We start from the raw sequence: 16,396 nt of genomic DNA on the forward strand, positions 1-16,396 counted from the left end.
AATATATGGATTTTAATCAGAATATATTTTAATGTTAAGGTGGTGAAAAAATGGTCAATAATTCTGCATGCAGCTCAGATTTTGAAAACCCTGAGTGGCTGAAAAAACATATCTTTCAAATCCTTGATTTTTACTATCCGAAGTGTATGGATTATGAAAATGGAGGTTATTTTAGTTGCTTTCTTGAAGACGGAACTATAGGTGACCTAGAAATAAAACATCTTTTAGGTACAGCAAAATTTATCTATATCTTTAGCATTGGTGCTTTATTGGATAACGATGCTTCATGGTGTATCGAAGCAGTAGAACATGGATTAAAATTCTTGCAGGAATTTCATCTCGATAAGAAGAACGGTGGTTATTACTGGACTCTAAAAGGGCAACAGGTTCTAGATTCTACAAAATCTACTACTGGTCATGCTTTAGTTTTGCTTGCAGCCTCCAAAGCATACGAAGCTGGAGTAAACTACGCAAAAGATATAATTGAATATGTATACGAACTACTAGAAAAATATTTTTGGGAACCTCAGCATGAACTATATGTAAGTGATACAAATAGTGACTTTAGTATAATATCCCCTTATCGCAGTCAAAAAGCGAATATGCATATGTGCGAAGCTATGATAGCTGCTTACGAAGCAACTTCAGATAAGAAATTTCTTAAAAAATGTTACGAATTAAGTAAATCAGTTACAGTAAAACTAGCTTCAAAATCTGGCGGTATGATTTGGGATCATTATGATGAAAACTGGCAAGTTGATTGGGACTACGGTAAGGAATCAACAGATGATATAAGAACCGAAGCTTTCATCCCCGGCTATTCTATTCAATGGAGCAGATTACTCTTAATGCTTAAGAGGAATTTCCCCCAAGAGTGGATGTCACAAAAAGCCGAATACCTTTATAATACTACAATGTCAAAAGCTGTAGACAACGAATATGGAGGCATTTTCTACTCTATATCCAAAAAAGGCTTGCCTATTGATACAGACAAGTATTTTTGGGTGGTAGCGGAAACTTTAGGTGCCTCTGCTCTTCTAGCCTCTGACAGTAAAGAAGCTTATTACTGGAATGTTTATACTTATATATCTACCTATTGTGAGACCTTTTTTATAGACAAAGAACACGGTGGATGGTACGAAAAATTGAATAGAACAAATGAAAAGTATAACGATTTAAAAGCTCTTATTCCTAAAGTAAACTACCATCCTGTTTCAAACTGTTATGAAGTTATTAAAGCTCTAATGGATTATTGAGCAAATAAAGATTTTAGTAGTTCTACGAATCTATATATTGGATAGATTTCAATGCGAAGTAGTTTAAGATTAAATGTTTCCATTACAAAAACTTAAGTTATACTTGTTCGAAGAACGCGGTTGCTGTGGATTTTCGTGCACGTATAACTTAATATTTTAGTTAATAACCCTATATATGGATGTACCCTTTGCAATAAAATCTAGATTTTAAAATTTATGATTCAAATTTAAGTTTTTATAAATCTCACATAAAAAGCTAACAAAGCAATAAAACATCTATGTTATGCTAGTTTAGAAACCTCAAACTTCACTATCAAACAGTAAAATTTTTACCAATATATCCTTGACAAAATAACCCAACAGCATTATATTGATACTATACCAAGTTAGTGAACATTAGGAGATAGAAAATGAAAATTACTCAAGAAGCAGATTATGGATTGCGGGTCGTTTTATATTTGTCTAAGCTCGGTGAAGATGCAAAAGTAAAGGCTTCTGTAATTGCCGAGCATGAAGGATTACCTTTAAGATTTCTCCTAAAACTTCTAGGGAAGCTAATTGGTAGTGGAATAATAAAATCTTATAGAGGTACTAATGGTGGCTATTCACTTAACAAGCTGCCTGAAGAAATAACTCTTAAGGATGTCATAGAAGCTATTGATGGACCAATTTATGTTAACCGCTGTCTTATTGATCCAACCTATTGCAATGCCCAGAAAGGCAATAGATGTGAGATTCACAAAGCTCTTGGCGGAATACAGACAAGTCTTATCATGCAGTTATCAAAGATCAATTTCAAAGCTTTAAAGGAGGGAAACTATCCATCTCTCCCTTAACGATGTAACACTTCACAAACAGAAGATCTTTAACTTATTTTTTAAGGGGATACTAAAATTTAAAGTTAAATGTGAAGCAGCTGTCTAAAGACAACCTATTTCACTTCTAAAAGTATTTTCAATACTATTGTAATATTTAAATGTATTAAAAATATAAATTTCGTGAAGAAGTGTTTCATCTATATATTTTTATTTTAAAGTATACCATTTTAGTTAACATTGAGGAGGTATTTTTAATGTCTAGTTGTGGAAGTTGTACAATTTGTAGTAGTGCCGATAAGGTTTTAGAAAACTTTATAGCAAATACTGAGGTGGAAACCTCTCATCACAGAGTTAAGGATCAAAGCATAAAATGCGGCTTTGGTAAACAAGGTGTTTGCTGCCGTCTATGTGCAAATGGCCCATGCCGTATCACACCAAAGGCTCCGCGTGGAGTATGTGGTGCAAATGCTGACACAATCGTTGCTCGTAACTTTTTGAGAACAGTTGCTGCTGGTGCTGGCTGTTATTTGCATGTGGTTGAAACTACTGCTTTAAACCTAAAGAAAACTGGTGAGAACAAAGATAAAATCAAAGGTGTAAATGCCCTAAACCACCTTGGTGAACTTTTCGATATACATGAAGAAGACATGCATAAGAAGGCTATTCTTATAGCTGATGCTGTCCTTAAGGATTTATACAAGCCAAGATATGAAAAGATGGCTTTAACTGAAAAAATGGCTTATGGCCCTAGATTTAAGAAGTGGCAAGAGCTTAATATTCTACCTGGCGGAGCTAAATCAGAAGTTTTTGATGCTGTTGTTAAATCTTCAACTAACCTTAGCAGTGATCCTGTAGATATGATGCTTCACAGTCTGAACCTTGGCATTTCCACTGGTCTATACGGACTTACTCTAACTAACCTTTTAAATGACGTAATACTTGGAGAACCAGTTATAAGACAAGCAAAGGTTGGTTTCAAAGTAGTAGATACAGACTATATAAACATCATGGTTACAGGTCACCAACACTCAGTTATCTCTCATCTTCAAGATAGACTTTTAGATGAAGATATAACTGTAAAAGCAAAGGCTGTTGGTGCTAAGGGCTTCAAGCTTGTTGGATGTACTTGTGTTGGTCAGGATCTACAGCTTAGAGGTGAACACTATAAAGAAGTATTCTCAGGGCATGCTGGAAACAACTTTACAAGCGAATCACTTATCACTACTGGAGGTATAGATATAATTCTTTCAGAATTCAACTGTACTCTACCAGGTATCGAACCAATCGCAGAGGAGTTTGAAGTTAAGATGATATGCTTAGATGATGTTGCTAAAAAAGCTAACGCTGATTATATAAATTACACTTATGAAGATAGAGCAAAAATAACTGACACTATAATTGATGAAGCCTTAAAGAGCTACTCAAGCAGAAGAAAGAATGTTGGTATAAATATACCTACAGATCACGGTCATGATGATGTTATAACTGGTGTAAGTGAAAACTCTTTAAGAGAATTCTTAGGCGGAACTTGGGAACCACTAGTTAACTTAATTGCCAGCGGTAAGATTAAAGGGGTTGCTGGAGTTGTAGGCTGCTCTAACCTTACAGCTATGGGACATGATGTATTCACAGTAGAGCTTACAAAGGAACTTATAAAGAGAGATATCATAGTTCTATCTGCAGGATGTTCAAGTGGAGGACTAGAAAACGTAGGTTTAATGTCACCTTCAGCTGCTAGCCTTGCAGGAGACAACCTTAAAGAAGTATGTGAAGCTCTTGGAATTCCTCCAGTACTAAACTTTGGACCATGCCTAGCTATAGGTAGACTTGAGATAGTTGCATCAGAACTTGCAGCCTTCTTAAATGTAGATATACCACAATTGCCATTAGTGCTTTCTGCTCCACAGTGGCTTGAAGAGCAAGCTCTTGCTGATGGTGCCTTTGGACTTGCTTTAGGTCTTCCATTACACCTTGCAATTCCACCATTCATCACTGGAAGCGAAACTGTTACTAAGCTATTAACTGAAGATCTTAAAGATATCACAGGTGGTCAACTAATCCTTGAAGATGACGTGGTTAAAGCTGCTGACCGTCTTGAAGCAATAATTCTAAATAGAAGATCTGGTCTAGGCTTAGCCTAATCAAATTGTAGGAGGACGATGCTATGAATAGAATAATCATAGATAAAGCCTTATGTGAAGGGTGCATGAACTGCACCCTAGCATGTATGGCTGAACACAGTGAAAGTGCCACTTCAATCTTTGATGTAAATCTTCATGACATAAAGAATGAAAGCAGAAGCTATATAGCTCTTGATGCTGAAGGAAAACCTACTCCAATATTCTGTAGACACTGCGATGTTCCTGAGTGTGCTAATGCCTGCATGAGCGGAGCCATGACCAAGGATTCAATAACTGGAATAGTATCTTATAACGAAAAGAAATGTGCTTCTTGTTATATGTGCGTAATCTCCTGCCCTTACGGGGTTTTAAAATCAGATGACGCTAGTAAGAAAGTTATATTAAAATGTGATTTATGCAACGGAAGAGAAGTTCCAAGATGTGTTGAGAACTGCCCAACTGGAGCTATTCACCTATATGAGGAGGTGTAGAATATGAAACATGTGATTATCGGTGCCAGTGCCGCAGGTATAAATGCTGCTAAAACCTTAAGAGATATAGATCCTAAATGTGAGATAGTTGTTATTTCAAAAGATGTAAACGTATATTCAAGATGTATGCTTCATCACTATATTAGTGGTGATAGAGACTTAAATACACTATCTTTTGTTGAAAGTGATTTCTTTGAAGCAAATAAAATCACTTGGCTTAAAGGCTTAGAAGTAAAAAATATTAAAGCTGATAAGAAAATGCTAGTACTTAGTAATTGGGATACAATAAGCTATGATACTCTTCTTATTGCTTCAGGAGCTTCAGCATCCATTCCACCAATAAAAAACTTAAGAGAAGCTAACAATGTATATCCACTTAGAAATATAGAAGATGCAGTTGGTATATCAAAAAACTGCAAAGCTCAAGATAATGTAGTCATAATAGGTGCAGGACTTGTTGGTATAGATGCAGCTGTTGGACTTATCAAAAAGAAGGTCAATATTCACTTAGTAGAAATGGCAGATAGGATACTACCTCTTCAGCTTGATAAAGAAGCATCCTTGAGATATGAAAAGTTATTAGAAGCTAAAAATGTCACTCTTCACCTTAGCGCTTCTGCAAAAGAAGTTGTTATAAACGATAATGGTGAAGCAACTGGCGTTGTATTAAACGATAATGAACTAATTCCTTGTAGCCTAATTGTAGTGGCAGCAGGAGTAAAACCAAATATAGATTTCTTAGGCGATTCTGGAGTTAGATGTGAAAGAGGAATTTTAATAGATAAATACTGCAAGACTAATGTCCAAGATATCTATGCAGCCGGTGACGTAACAGCTCTATCCCCTATATGGCCAGTAGCAGTAAGACAAGGAAAATCTGCCGCTCTTAATATGGCAGGCATAGAAACCATATGCGAAGATAACTTTGCATATCTTAACTCTATGAATTTTTTAGGACTTCAAGCAGCTTCAATTGGAATAGCCAACGCACCAGATGACAGCTATATCGTAGATATATTTAAAACTGATAAAGTTTATAAAAAGATCATCCAAAAAGATGGTCTAATACATGGTGCATTGTTAGTTGGAGAAATCTCCTACTGTGGAGTTATGACTCACTTAATAAAGAATAAGATTAATATCTCAAAAATAAATAAGAGTGTATTTGACTTAACCTTTGCTGACTTTTATGGAATAAAAGAAAATGGTGAATACATGTACAATATTTAATACTCTGCTAATAAAATTTAGCTTTGTAAACTTAAAACCGCTAGTAATTAATTCTCTTACTAGCGGTTACTTTTTTACTAATCAAAATATATTTATTTTACTTTTATACTTTATCTTTATACAACAAATCCAGACATCTTAAACAAAACAAAAGGCGTCGCATATGTTTACATTTTTAAATATACTATGGCCCCACTTCTATTAAATAAACTTATCTTTATTAATTTAGACTAATAACATATAAAAATCGCTCAATAAAACAACTGTTTAACTTATTTATAAATTTAAACAATACCATATCTATAATTCTATATTCATATTTTCTAATAAGTATTTCTTAAACTTTCTAAATCCACTTTCAGTTGAATCCCAGTGAATAAACTTCATGTCTAACCTCTCTGTTTCCTCTGGGAACCCACAGTTGTCATCCATATAAATCACCTCATCTGTATTTACCCCTAGCCTCTCACAAGCTATCTTATAGATTTCAGGCGCTGGCTTTTCTACCCCTTCAGCTTCTGAATTAACAAAATCCATGAATTCAGAGTATCCATAGTATTGATCCCAGTATTCACAGGTTGACTTTGGTCCATTATTAACAACACACATTTTAAAATATTTCTTTAACTCAGGTAGTACTTCCCATAATGGTTCATACTTTTTAAAGGATTTAGCGATTTCTATAATTTCATCCTTAGATGCAGTATTATTCTTCAATTTATTATATAGGATATGTTCTCTTACAATATTGTTCTTATCACTTTCAACTAATACACCATGCCAATCAAATAATATTGCTTTTATCAAATAACTTCCCCCTTTAAAAACGCCCTTATCTACAAATATTATCATAAATTACAAATTACCGGAAGTGAATTACAAAAAATTTTATCCTTTTAATCAATATGGTTTAAAGAGTGGCTATTCTAAAAAATATTATTAAAATTAATATGTTATAAATAGCTGCTTTATGATTTTTTAGCGCTATAAAACCATTTTCCAAATAGGTATGTTAAACTTCCGATGATTATATAAATAATACAATATGGTAGCGCAGAAGAATTTAAATAGATTAAGCACCATAGTGCAAATACTACCGCAGAAGTACCCAAAGCTAAAAACATATTGATCCTCTCTTTACCTGCCATTATCCCTTGTATAAAAAACATTAGAGGATCTATAATTATAAGAGACAAAATTATCGTACCCATTTTGTCATATTCCCCCATAATATCTATTGAAAAAGAAAATATATTTATTAATGTCATAACAATTGATGGAAACAAAACTATTATTACATTTTTAGTTTTCATAATCTCCTCCTTGATTTGTCTGTAAATATATACATTCATGCATATATAATTTCTATTCCGTAAGCTCTTCAAATCTTTTATCTATATACTCTTTTTCAAATGAATAACAAATCCTTCGTTTGTTTATATCCAGAATTCTATAATGACTGGATATTATATTCTGCTGTATTGTATATCCTTTTTCATTTTTTAAATCGTTCCACCATATCTTTCCTCCAAGGGTTGGAGTATATTTTCTTTCTTCATTTTTAAAAGATAAAGACACTATGATTTCATCAATATCTCCTCCAAAAGTTAACTCAAGAATTTCACTATTCTTAAAAATCACACATGTGGCAACAGCTACTGCCCAGCCTAAGCTAGCTCTTTCTTTTTCAACTTGAACCAGTGTTTTTTTAGAAATCCCTAGTATTTCAGCCATCTTATCTTGTGTATATCCTTTTTCAGTCCTTATAAGCTTTAGCTTTTCATCAACTTTTTTAATAAATTCTTCTCTTGTCATTTCGCTCACCTTTCAGTCTTTAATATTAATTTGTTTTTTCTTTGCAGGATTATATAATTAAATTTTATTTTATAAGTTTTACTAACAATTGCTTTAGTAAAGATTTTACTAAGATTTTCAATTGAACATTTCATTATATCTTCTTTTCTTTTCTAAACAAAGCTCCATAAAAATATATGATGGAGCTTATAGCAAATAATATAAAACTTGCTTCTAATGCTACCCATAAAATTATGGGAGAATAGTTAGTTTCATCTACATTTATTGGTTGTTTTATATCATCAAGATTATGAGAAACAACATTTCTCTCCGTTGATTCTATAATGAATTTGTTATTATTATCTTCATCGTATACATTAGCAATATAATATCCGCCATTTTTAAAGTTTTTATTTATCGTTGTAATTTCAAAATTTTTTATATGCGCATAATCACTAATATAATTTGTTATTTGCCTAGTAACTAAATATCTACTTATAGGATTTCCGTAGAATGAATCTCGAAAATTCATAAATAATAAAAATAGAGTTAGAATTAGAAATATTATACTTGCTTTTTTCAAACACTTCACCTCTTTTAATAATCAAGATTTGACCTGTTATATATAAGTTCTAATAAGTTTTATTCATAACAATATTGAAGTAATAATACTTAGCTGATCAATTGGTACAGCAAATTAAATAGAACCTCAATATTATATTAATTTTTATAATTTCATTTTAACAATTATGGATAAAAACAATAAAAACTCACTTATAGTGTAATTTTACACCATAAGTGAGTTTTGTTCAATATATCTATTGTATTAATTACAATATTTCTCCATTTGATTCAGTAACCTTCTTGAACCAATCAAAGCTTTTCTTTTTATATCTCTTTAAATCTCTTAAATCAGTTTCATCACGATTTACAAAAATGAATCCATATCTCTTCTTCATTTCACCGTGAGAACTTAATATATCTGTACAGCCCCAAGTTAAATAACCTATTACCTCTACGCCTTCTTCCATTGCAAGCTTCATTTCTTTTATATGATCTCTTAAATATTCAATTCTGTAATCATCTTCTACAGTGTTATTTTCATTTAATTCTTCTCTAACACCAATTCCATTTTCAGTAACAAAAATAGGCATTCTATATCTAGCATACACTTCTTTTAATGCTATTCTAAACCCTATTGGATCTATCGCCCAGCCCCATTCATTTGCTTCTAGATGAGGATTTCTTGTGATGCCTTTAAATATAGCAGCACCGTCTCCTCCTTCAACAGCCTTTACTATATCACTTCTATAATAACTGAAAGTTAAATAGTCTACTGTATTTTCTTTTAATAATTCTTCATCACCAGCTTCAAACACTGGTCTTATATTTCTCTTATTCCATAGACTTGTTATATATGTTGGGTATTCTCCATGAGCAAATACATCAAAATATAGGTCATTGAAGAGTTCCTTAACCTTTTGATTTGCTAAAGCGTCTTCTGGCTTGCAAGTTGCTGGATAAGTAGTAGTGTAAGCAACCATTCCGCCCATCTTTCCATCAGGAATAATTTCATGTAACAGCTTTGTAGCTTTAGCATGAGCAATAAATACATTATGAGTTACTTGGAAAGCTAATGCTTCCCTATCAGCACCTTCAGGTGTAGTTACTCCCCAATATTCGTTCATAATAAGCACTAAATTTTGCTCATTGAAAGTTATCCAATACTTAACCTTATCTTTATATCTTTCAAATACAAGCTTTGCATAATCTGCAAATAGATCTACTACTTTTCTTGAAGCAAAACCATTATATTTTTCTGCTAACGCATTAGGTATATCAAAATGATAAAGTGTTATTACAGGCTCAATTCCATTTGCTAATAATTCGTCGAACAAATCATCATAGAATTTCAATCCTTCCTCATTGACTTCACCTTCACCATTTGGCATAACTCTTGCCCAAGAAATACTTGTTCTATATGAATTAATTCCTAATTCTTTAAATAATTTTATATCCTCTTTATATCTATGATAAAAATCTACAGCTACTGTCCAATCAGAAAAACCTTCTGGAATTTCTCTCTTATCTACAATAGAAAGACCTTTTCCTCCTTCATTGTACGCACCTTCACTTTGAAAAGAAGTTACAGCTCCCCCCCAAAGGAATCCTTCTGGAATTATACCCTTATTATTTTCTTCCATAATTGTATTCTCCTTTTTTATATTAATATTGTAGTTCTTGCTTTTATTCTACCTCTCATTTTTATGCATTTGTGTTATTGTCTATACAATAAATTTAAAAAGCATATTTGAAACAACTAAAGTTCTGAGTATTATTTTTAATATTAAAATAAAAAAGCAGCATTAATATAAAATCGATTTATTCTACTTTCTAAGATTAACCTCAATCTTATCTCCACATATCATTTTAGAAGTCGGAAAGCATCCTACAGAATACACATAATTCTTATCACCATCTACATTCCTAAACTCTATACAATAATTATTAGGTTTACTGGAGTCTGGTTTATATATTTTTATATCTTTTCTTGAGATTATAAGCTTAGCTCCCTCTTTATCTGGATTATCTTCATATAACTGAATGACGTCTTGTTTTGTTAAAGAATTATCTGGTCCAGTAAATGTATAGTAAAATTTAATAGTATCACTATTCTTTTCTATTTTATATACATTAATCTTACCATCTTCCTTCATATCAAATTCTCTAATTGTATTAAGATCATATAGTTTTCCATCAAAATCAAGGCTTTCATAATTGGTTTGTTTACCACTTAAATTTTCATATATATAAGGAACAATATATAATTTTCTTGCATTTTTCTCAACAGGGCTTACAGCTCCTACTTTTTTACTACCATCATCTGCTCTTGCCCCCATATCTAAATATATATTCCCTTTATCATCATAGCAGTAAAAGCTTACGAAAGTCTTTTCATCCATGTTTTTATCAATACTTTTATCAGTTGTATATTTTATATTTGTATTTAATGGACTTGATTTTACTTCATTAATATTTACATTAAATTTTTCTTTAATCTCACTTACTCCAAGATCTTTTTTCACTATAGTTTCTTCCTTTGTCTTTTGCCTAGATACTGGCAATTTAAAGTTCACATTAATTTTTCCGTTAAATGTAGAAAAAATATCTATATTCATTTCAAACCTCATAGGTAATACTTTCCCTACAGCCACCTCATTTTCTAAAAGTACAATTGAAGTATTTTTATCAATAGTTCTTTTAGTCATAGTCCCTCCTGTAATAGCTCCTTTCCCTAAACCGTCAACATCCGCATCTATATAAAAATTATTTCCACTTTTTTTCCCTTGCTCTTCATCATTCAGTCCTGGCTTAGTTATCCTTAATGCAACTAACACTGTATCTTGATCCGCTACAAGCTTATCTATTGTAAATTTGTATCCTTGAGCTTCCTTGCTTACACCTATATATTGAGAGAAATCCTTGTATTCACTATAATATCCCAGTTTTTCATACAAGTTTTCCAATGCAGGTACGTATTGAACTATTGTTTTTGCAAAGGCCGGTGTCATAATGCTAGTTCCTATTATTAATGTTATTGAAGCAATTGCTGCCGCCTTTATATATCTTTTATTTTGTTTAAATATTCTTTTTTTCAAATTCTTATTCAGCCTTTTAATCTCTATCTCTGACAATGAGTCTTCAATTTTTTCAAACTCAGCTTGATCAAAGTAAATATTATCAAATTCTTCATATATATCTTTTCCCATACTAAAGCGCCTCCATTTCCATTGGATTTAATTTATCTTTTAAAATCTTTCTTCCTCTAAAAAGTCTATTTTTAATTGCTGGTTTAGTTAGGCTTAACGCTTCGCTTATTTGACTTATTGATTCCCCCATAAAATATTTTCTTATAAAAATATCTTTATCTGGACTTCCTAGAGTATCAATCACTTTAAGAAGTTCTTGTCTACCCTCATTACATAAAATTTGTTCTTCTACCTGTTTTTCATCTGCCAGCATAAGATCTTCAATGTTGTATTGTTCTTCAATTTTGATTAACTTTCTTTTATAATCCAATGCATTGTACTTACTTACAGCAATAAGCCAAGATGAGAATTTACTTTTTGTTTCATCATGATAACTTATCTTCTCCCACACTTTAAGAAGAACATCATTTACACACTCCATTGCTTCTTCTCTTTTCCCACTTCCAATTATAGTAATAACAACTTTAAAGATAAGGTTGCTATAATTTGCAACTAAATAATCCAGCGCTTTTGGATTCTTATTTTTAAGCTCTCTAACCAAGTTGTCCTCGCTTATCTTCATCTTCACACCGCCCTTTCACTTATAAAGACGTAATAACTTAATATGAGGTCTCAAAATCACATTATATTTTGAAAATTACTTGCACAATAAAAAGCAGCATTAATACTCGAAAGTATAAGTGCTGTTTTTAGCAATTTATTACTCTTTAGTTTTTCTTGCTAATTTCTTAAAAATTCTAATACTAATATATCTATATTATTGTATTGTCAATAACGCTCATCAAAAAGTTTTATAACTGTGTCAGCTATAAAAGTATCTCACTAAATAAATTGGTTACTTTTTGATTTATGTCTAATTACACCTAAAATAACTACTTAAGAATAATATACATTAGCTGCAAACCAATATCAATATAACGGCATAAGGTATATGAAGACTGCCCACTTACCATTAGACTTAATCATTTTCAATTAAATTTATATTAGCATTAATAAATTTACATTCCTCAAATTAAATAAATTATTAAAGTCCAACTCAGTTAATTCTCTGTGTGATACAATAAAAAACAACCAATTTACAAGGTTGTTTTCTTTCAGATTAACGTAATATTTTTATTTTCGTGTAAGTTTATTAATTCCATAGAAAGCTCTTTCATCTTATCTATATCATTCATCTTCTCATAAACTTTTATTAAATCTTTAAGATTTTCTAATAGCGAATCATAGTTACCGTACTCTTTTGCTTTACTCACCGCTAGCTCAAGAACAAGTGCACTCTCATCAAGTAATCCTTGCTTAAATAATATCTTACCTTTTGTATTTAAAACTACAGAAAGGCTTCTTTTATTCACTTTATTTTTCAGCCTTTGTGCTTCATTTGTATATTTTAAACTCTTATCTAATTGATCAACTTTATAATAGTGTTCTCCTAGATTAGTATATACTATTGATAATACTAGTTCATTTTCATCTCCAACTTCATCAATTATTGAGTAGTATTCTGATAAAGCTTCTTCTTGTTTATCTAAGGAGTACAGTGCATTTGCTCTTATAATCATTGCATTTATTTTGTACTGTTCGTCCACATGCAAATTGCTTTCTAGGATATTTTCATTTATTAGCTTTAAACACTCTTCATACCTTTGAAGATAACTGTATGCCCTTGCTAAATTAAAACTTGCTTTTATATAATGGTAGTAATCTTGTTGTTGCACTGAGTAATTAATACATTCTTGAAAATAAAATACTGCATCCTTATGTTCGCTTATTTCACTCTTGCATACACCTAAACAATTGTAAATAAATAATTGTTCTTTAAAATTTTTAAGTTCTTTCAATTTGCCAAGGGCATTAGTGAAACTCATAAATGCATTGTTATAATTACCCTCTCTATAATACTTATCCCCATCCTTTTTGTATGCTTCTGCTAAAATATCATCTAAATCAAACCTTACTGCTATAGCAATTAAATATTCTATATACTGATGGGAAATATCTTTTTTAAGCTCTTTTTCGCAGAATGCTTTAGCATCTTCCTGTGGAAGTGTTGAAAAATAATCTTCATCTATGTTTAGTTCAATTCCTAAAGCTTTAGCTCTTTCACTAAATTTTTCATACAAAAGCTTAGAGCTTGTCTTAGTAACATTTCTTCTTCCGCTTTCCATCATACTTATAAAAGCCCTAGTCATATTAGTATTCTCTAAATCAGCTTGACTCATATGTAAATTCTTTCTCATAAATTTTATCTTTTCATTAGGCTTATAAAAATTCATTGAATCACTCCTTATTTAATATAATTTTCAAACAATATTTAAAATCAACTATAAATTCAATTAATCCTTTGCAAACAATATTGTTTTATAATTAGATACTTAAAGCTAGGCTTTATAATAAAGTTATTAATTATTATACACCATTTTTTGTAATTTCCAACAATAATGTGTGTTTTTTTGTTTAAAATATAATTTAACTACTTATCTTTCATCAGTATTTTTATTTAAATTTAATAATTCTTCGCAAGCACTCTTCCCATACTCATTAAGCAAACTAACAGCCAATGTTTTTGCATATTCTATTTTTATTTCTTTTGTTAACATTCCTTCTATAATTATAGTAATTTTTTTATTCATATAATGAACCCTCTTTAAACATTATTACTTATATAATATGAATAAATATATCTAAGTGTTAAACATATATTTGTTACTACATAAAATATGTGTCATATTTTCAAGTCTAGTTTATTAGAATAGTACCATAAAGCCTAGGAGGTACTTATGAAAGCAGCTATATATAGTAGAAAATCTATATTTACTGGCAAAGGAGACTCAATTGAAAACCAAATAGAATTATGCAAAGAATATGGATCAAAGCTAGGCATCAAGGATTATACTATCTATGAAGATGAGGGGTTCTCAGGTGGAAATACTAATAGACCTAGATTCCAGCAGCTTTTAAAGGATGCAAGAAAAAACTTATTTGATGTACTTATATGTTATAGACTTGATCGTATAAGCAGAAATGTAGCTGATTTTTCAACTACTCTAGATATGCTTCAAAAATATAAAATTAATTTTATAAGCATTAGAGAACAATTTGATACTACTACCCCAATGGGACGTGCAATGATTTATATCGCTAGTGTTTTTGCTCAACTTGAGAGAGAAACCATTGCTGAAAGAGTTCGGGATAATATGCTTCAACTCGCAAAATCAGGTAGGTGGCTTGGAGGACAAGAGCCTTTTGGTTTTTCTGCAAAAAGAGTTACTTATATTGATAGCGAGTTTAAAGAGCGTTCATTGATGCAGCTCTGTCCACTAGAATCAGAACTCAACATAATTAATTTAATCTTTTCTAAATACCTAGAACTGCATTCTTTATCAAAGGTTTCAAGATATTTAAATTTATCAAATGTAAAAGGAAAAAATGGTGGGCAATGGTCCACTATGCAGCTTAGAAGAATTCTAATAAGTCCATTATACGTAAAGTCCTCTGAAACAACAAACAACTTCTTAAAACAACTAGGGATGAATGTATTTGGCGAACCAAACGGAAACGGATATCTTACTTATAATAAAACTAAAAATATCACAACTGATAGAGATATTACAGAATGGATAGTGGCCGTCTCTAGGCACCAAGGCATAATAAGTGCTGATGATTGGATAAAAGCACAAAGTATCTTAGATAAAAATAAAGAAAAGAGAAGTAAGAGACTTGGCACTGGAGATAACACCGCTCTTTTAACCGGATTATTAGTTTGTGCAAAATGCGGATCTAATATGAAGGTAAAGCAAGGCCATAAATCTAAGAAACAAAATAAGAGACTTGATTACTATGTATGCTCTGCTAAAGATAGCAGTAAGGGATCTAGATGTGATAATAAAAATATAAGGGTTGATATATTAGATAATCTTCTGCTTAAACAAATTAAAGCATATGATAAAGACTTATTAATAAAATCACTATCTTTATTAATGCAGCTTTATGAAAAAGGAACAAATGAAGAGAAGAATATTAACATTTTAAAATCATCTATAAATGAAAAAGAACATATAATAAGTAACTTAATTAAACAACTATCACTTTCTGAAAAAAAAGAAGTATCCAAATATATAATTAAAGAAGTTGAAAAACTAGATACTGAACTTCAAGATTTAAGATTTAAATTAAATAATTATTATAAAACCAAAATAGATGAATCAAATTTCCCTAAAGTTAACTTACTTCAAGATGCCCTATGTATACCTGGAGATGAATATGAAGTGTTAAAAGATATTACCCATAAAAGAAATTTACTAACTACTATAATTGACAGTATATCTTGGGACGGAGATAATACAGAACTTAAAATTAATTTTATAAAATCATGATTTATACTCTTGATTGTAAAATGATGCTTTTTTATAACTTAAGGACAATATTCAGTTCCAGCATCAATACAATCTATTAACTCTCTGTCCATCTACTCCTCCACAATAATTATTTAAGATTTCTTTAGCCTATATAATTATGATATATAAGTTCTATTTAATCTTTTTCATCAGTAAATGGCCTAAAGCATCTTTGCTTCAATACTTTAATGAGTAAAACTTATTAGAACTTATTTTATTTAAAATCCTATACTACTAAATTATTTCATCATAACTCATTTGGTTACTGTAGATATACAATTTCAAAATTTTATTTTTTATAGTAAATAAAAAACTCCTAAAACTATTGAAATAATTAGTTTTAGTCCATATAGAGATTTCATACTTTATATAGACAGTAAAAAAATAGAGCCTGTGAAGCAATGTCATTAAGTTAATATTTTGCCACAGCAAAATTAAAGTCAATTGAAAGTGTATATGCTTTCAATTGACTTTTTTCTTTTCTTTGCCATATTTTTTTACATGCAAATAAAACAGAGCCGTA

Annotated in this window: 15 protein-coding genes; 6 read left to right on the forward strand and 9 right to left on the reverse strand. The window is 30.8% G+C overall.

Annotated elements, in window-relative coordinates; all coding sequences use genetic code 11:
* Nucleotides 1-50 precede the first annotated feature (50 nt).
* From JHL18_RS22475 to JHL18_RS22495, 5 genes are all read left to right on the forward strand, one after another.
* Nucleotides 51-1,256 carry an AGE family epimerase/isomerase gene (locus JHL18_RS22475; RefSeq protein WP_200273459.1) on the forward strand — a complete coding sequence of 402 codons (1,206 nt, stop codon included), beginning with the start codon at nucleotides 51-53 and terminating at the stop codon, nucleotides 1,254-1,256.
* A 410-nt stretch (nucleotides 1,257-1,666) separates the two neighbouring features.
* Nucleotides 1,667-2,092: an RrF2 family transcriptional regulator gene (locus JHL18_RS22480; RefSeq protein ID WP_200273461.1), complete on the forward strand. Its 426-nt coding sequence runs from the start codon at nucleotides 1,667-1,669 to the stop codon at nucleotides 2,090-2,092.
* 236 nt (nucleotides 2,093-2,328) lie between these two features.
* On the forward strand, nucleotides 2,329-4,215 hold the full coding sequence (gene cooS / locus JHL18_RS22485; RefSeq protein WP_200273463.1) for an anaerobic carbon-monoxide dehydrogenase catalytic subunit: 1,887 nt from the start codon (nucleotides 2,329-2,331) through the stop codon (nucleotides 4,213-4,215).
* A 23-nt stretch (nucleotides 4,216-4,238) separates the two neighbouring features.
* On the forward strand, nucleotides 4,239-4,685 hold the full coding sequence (locus tag JHL18_RS22490; protein ID WP_200273465.1) for a 4Fe-4S dicluster domain-containing protein: 447 nt from the start codon (nucleotides 4,239-4,241) through the stop codon (nucleotides 4,683-4,685).
* A 3-nt stretch (nucleotides 4,686-4,688) separates the two neighbouring features.
* Nucleotides 4,689-5,915 (forward strand): NAD(P)/FAD-dependent oxidoreductase, encoded by a 1,227-nt coding sequence (locus JHL18_RS22495; protein WP_200273467.1) that lies wholly within the window; start codon nucleotides 4,689-4,691, stop codon nucleotides 5,913-5,915.
* A 300-nt stretch (nucleotides 5,916-6,215) separates the two neighbouring features.
* Here JHL18_RS22495 and JHL18_RS22500 read toward each other — a convergent pair whose 3' ends face one another.
* The 9 genes from JHL18_RS22500 to JHL18_RS22540 all read right to left on the reverse strand — a co-directional run bounded on the left by JHL18_RS22500 (nucleotide 6,216) and on the right by JHL18_RS22540 (nucleotide 14,109).
* The gene (locus tag JHL18_RS22500; protein ID WP_200273469.1) at nucleotides 6,216-6,722 is read right to left on the reverse strand and encodes an HAD-IA family hydrolase; all 507 of its coding nucleotides are present in this window, start codon (nucleotides 6,720-6,722) and stop codon (nucleotides 6,216-6,218) included.
* A 161-nt stretch (nucleotides 6,723-6,883) separates the two neighbouring features.
* A complete protein-coding gene (locus tag JHL18_RS22505; RefSeq protein ID WP_200273471.1) occupies nucleotides 6,884-7,228 on the reverse strand; it encodes a hypothetical protein in 345 nt (114 codons plus the stop codon).
* A gap of 52 nt (nucleotides 7,229-7,280) precedes the next feature.
* Nucleotides 7,281-7,730, reverse strand: coding sequence for a helix-turn-helix transcriptional regulator (locus JHL18_RS22510; RefSeq protein WP_200273473.1), 450 nt, complete (start codon nucleotides 7,728-7,730; stop codon nucleotides 7,281-7,283).
* A gap of 133 nt (nucleotides 7,731-7,863) precedes the next feature.
* Nucleotides 7,864-8,292: a YfjL-like protein gene (locus tag JHL18_RS22515; protein WP_200273475.1), complete on the reverse strand. Its 429-nt coding sequence runs from the start codon at nucleotides 8,290-8,292 to the stop codon at nucleotides 7,864-7,866.
* Between the two features lie 247 nt (nucleotides 8,293-8,539).
* Nucleotides 8,540-9,913 (reverse strand): glycoside hydrolase family 1 protein, encoded by a 1,374-nt coding sequence (locus tag JHL18_RS22520; protein ID WP_200273477.1) that lies wholly within the window; start codon nucleotides 9,911-9,913, stop codon nucleotides 8,540-8,542.
* 183 nt (nucleotides 9,914-10,096) lie between these two features.
* Entirely contained in the window at nucleotides 10,097-11,479 is a 1,383-nt protein-coding gene (locus JHL18_RS22525) for a DUF4179 domain-containing protein (RefSeq protein ID WP_200273479.1), read from the reverse strand.
* Between the two features lies 1 nt (nucleotide 11,480).
* Nucleotides 11,481-12,041, reverse strand: a complete 561-nt coding sequence (locus JHL18_RS22530) for a sigma-70 family RNA polymerase sigma factor (RefSeq protein WP_200273481.1) — start codon at nucleotides 12,039-12,041, stop codon at nucleotides 11,481-11,483.
* Nucleotides 12,042-12,573: 532 nt separating this feature from the next.
* A complete protein-coding gene (locus JHL18_RS22535) occupies nucleotides 12,574-13,752 on the reverse strand; it encodes a helix-turn-helix domain-containing protein (RefSeq protein WP_200273483.1) in 1,179 nt (392 codons plus the stop codon).
* A 201-nt stretch (nucleotides 13,753-13,953) separates the two neighbouring features.
* A complete protein-coding gene (locus tag JHL18_RS22540; protein ID WP_200273485.1) occupies nucleotides 13,954-14,109 on the reverse strand; it encodes a hypothetical protein in 156 nt (51 codons plus the stop codon).
* Nucleotides 14,110-14,256: 147 nt separating this feature from the next.
* Here JHL18_RS22540 and JHL18_RS22545 point away from each other — a divergent pair, with 147 nt between their 5' ends.
* Nucleotides 14,257-15,852: a recombinase family protein gene (locus tag JHL18_RS22545; protein WP_200273487.1), complete on the forward strand. Its 1,596-nt coding sequence runs from the start codon at nucleotides 14,257-14,259 to the stop codon at nucleotides 15,850-15,852.
* The last annotated feature ends 544 nt before the right edge of the window (nucleotides 15,853-16,396 follow it).

Source organism: Clostridium yunnanense (assembly GCF_016595795.1).
GTDB lineage: Bacteria > Bacillota > Clostridia > Clostridiales > Clostridiaceae > Clostridium_AR > Clostridium_AR yunnanense.

Coding starts and splice junctions, on each gene's coding strand:
- JHL18_RS22495 (WP_200273467.1), top strand. CDS start 4,689: ATGAAACATGTGATTATCGGTGCCAGTGCCGCAGGTATAAATGCTGCT.
- cooS (WP_200273463.1), top strand. CDS start 2,329: ATGTCTAGTTGTGGAAGTTGTACAATTTGTAGTAGTGCCGATAAGGTT.
- JHL18_RS22490 (WP_200273465.1), top strand. CDS start 4,239: ATGAATAGAATAATCATAGATAAAGCCTTATGTGAAGGGTGCATGAAC.
- JHL18_RS22535 (WP_200273483.1), bottom strand. CDS start 13,752: ATGAATTTTTATAAGCCTAATGAAAAGATAAAATTTATGAGAAAGAAT.
- JHL18_RS22510 (WP_200273473.1), bottom strand. CDS start 7,730: ATGACAAGAGAAGAATTTATTAAAAAAGTTGATGAAAAGCTAAAGCTT.
- JHL18_RS22505 (WP_200273471.1), bottom strand. CDS start 7,228: ATGAAAACTAAAAATGTAATAATAGTTTTGTTTCCATCAATTGTTATG.
- JHL18_RS22545 (WP_200273487.1), top strand. CDS start 14,257: ATGAAAGCAGCTATATATAGTAGAAAATCTATATTTACTGGCAAAGGA.
- JHL18_RS22525 (WP_200273479.1), bottom strand. CDS start 11,479: ATGGGAAAAGATATATATGAAGAATTTGATAATATTTACTTTGATCAA.
- JHL18_RS22480 (WP_200273461.1), top strand. CDS start 1,667: ATGAAAATTACTCAAGAAGCAGATTATGGATTGCGGGTCGTTTTATAT.
- JHL18_RS22520 (WP_200273477.1), bottom strand. CDS start 9,913: ATGGAAGAAAATAATAAGGGTATAATTCCAGAAGGATTCCTTTGGGGG.
- JHL18_RS22540 (WP_200273485.1), bottom strand. CDS start 14,109: ATGAATAAAAAAATTACTATAATTATAGAAGGAATGTTAACAAAAGAA.
- JHL18_RS22530 (WP_200273481.1), bottom strand. CDS start 12,041: ATGAAGATAAGCGAGGACAACTTGGTTAGAGAGCTTAAAAATAAGAAT.
- JHL18_RS22475 (WP_200273459.1), top strand. CDS start 51: ATGGTCAATAATTCTGCATGCAGCTCAGATTTTGAAAACCCTGAGTGG.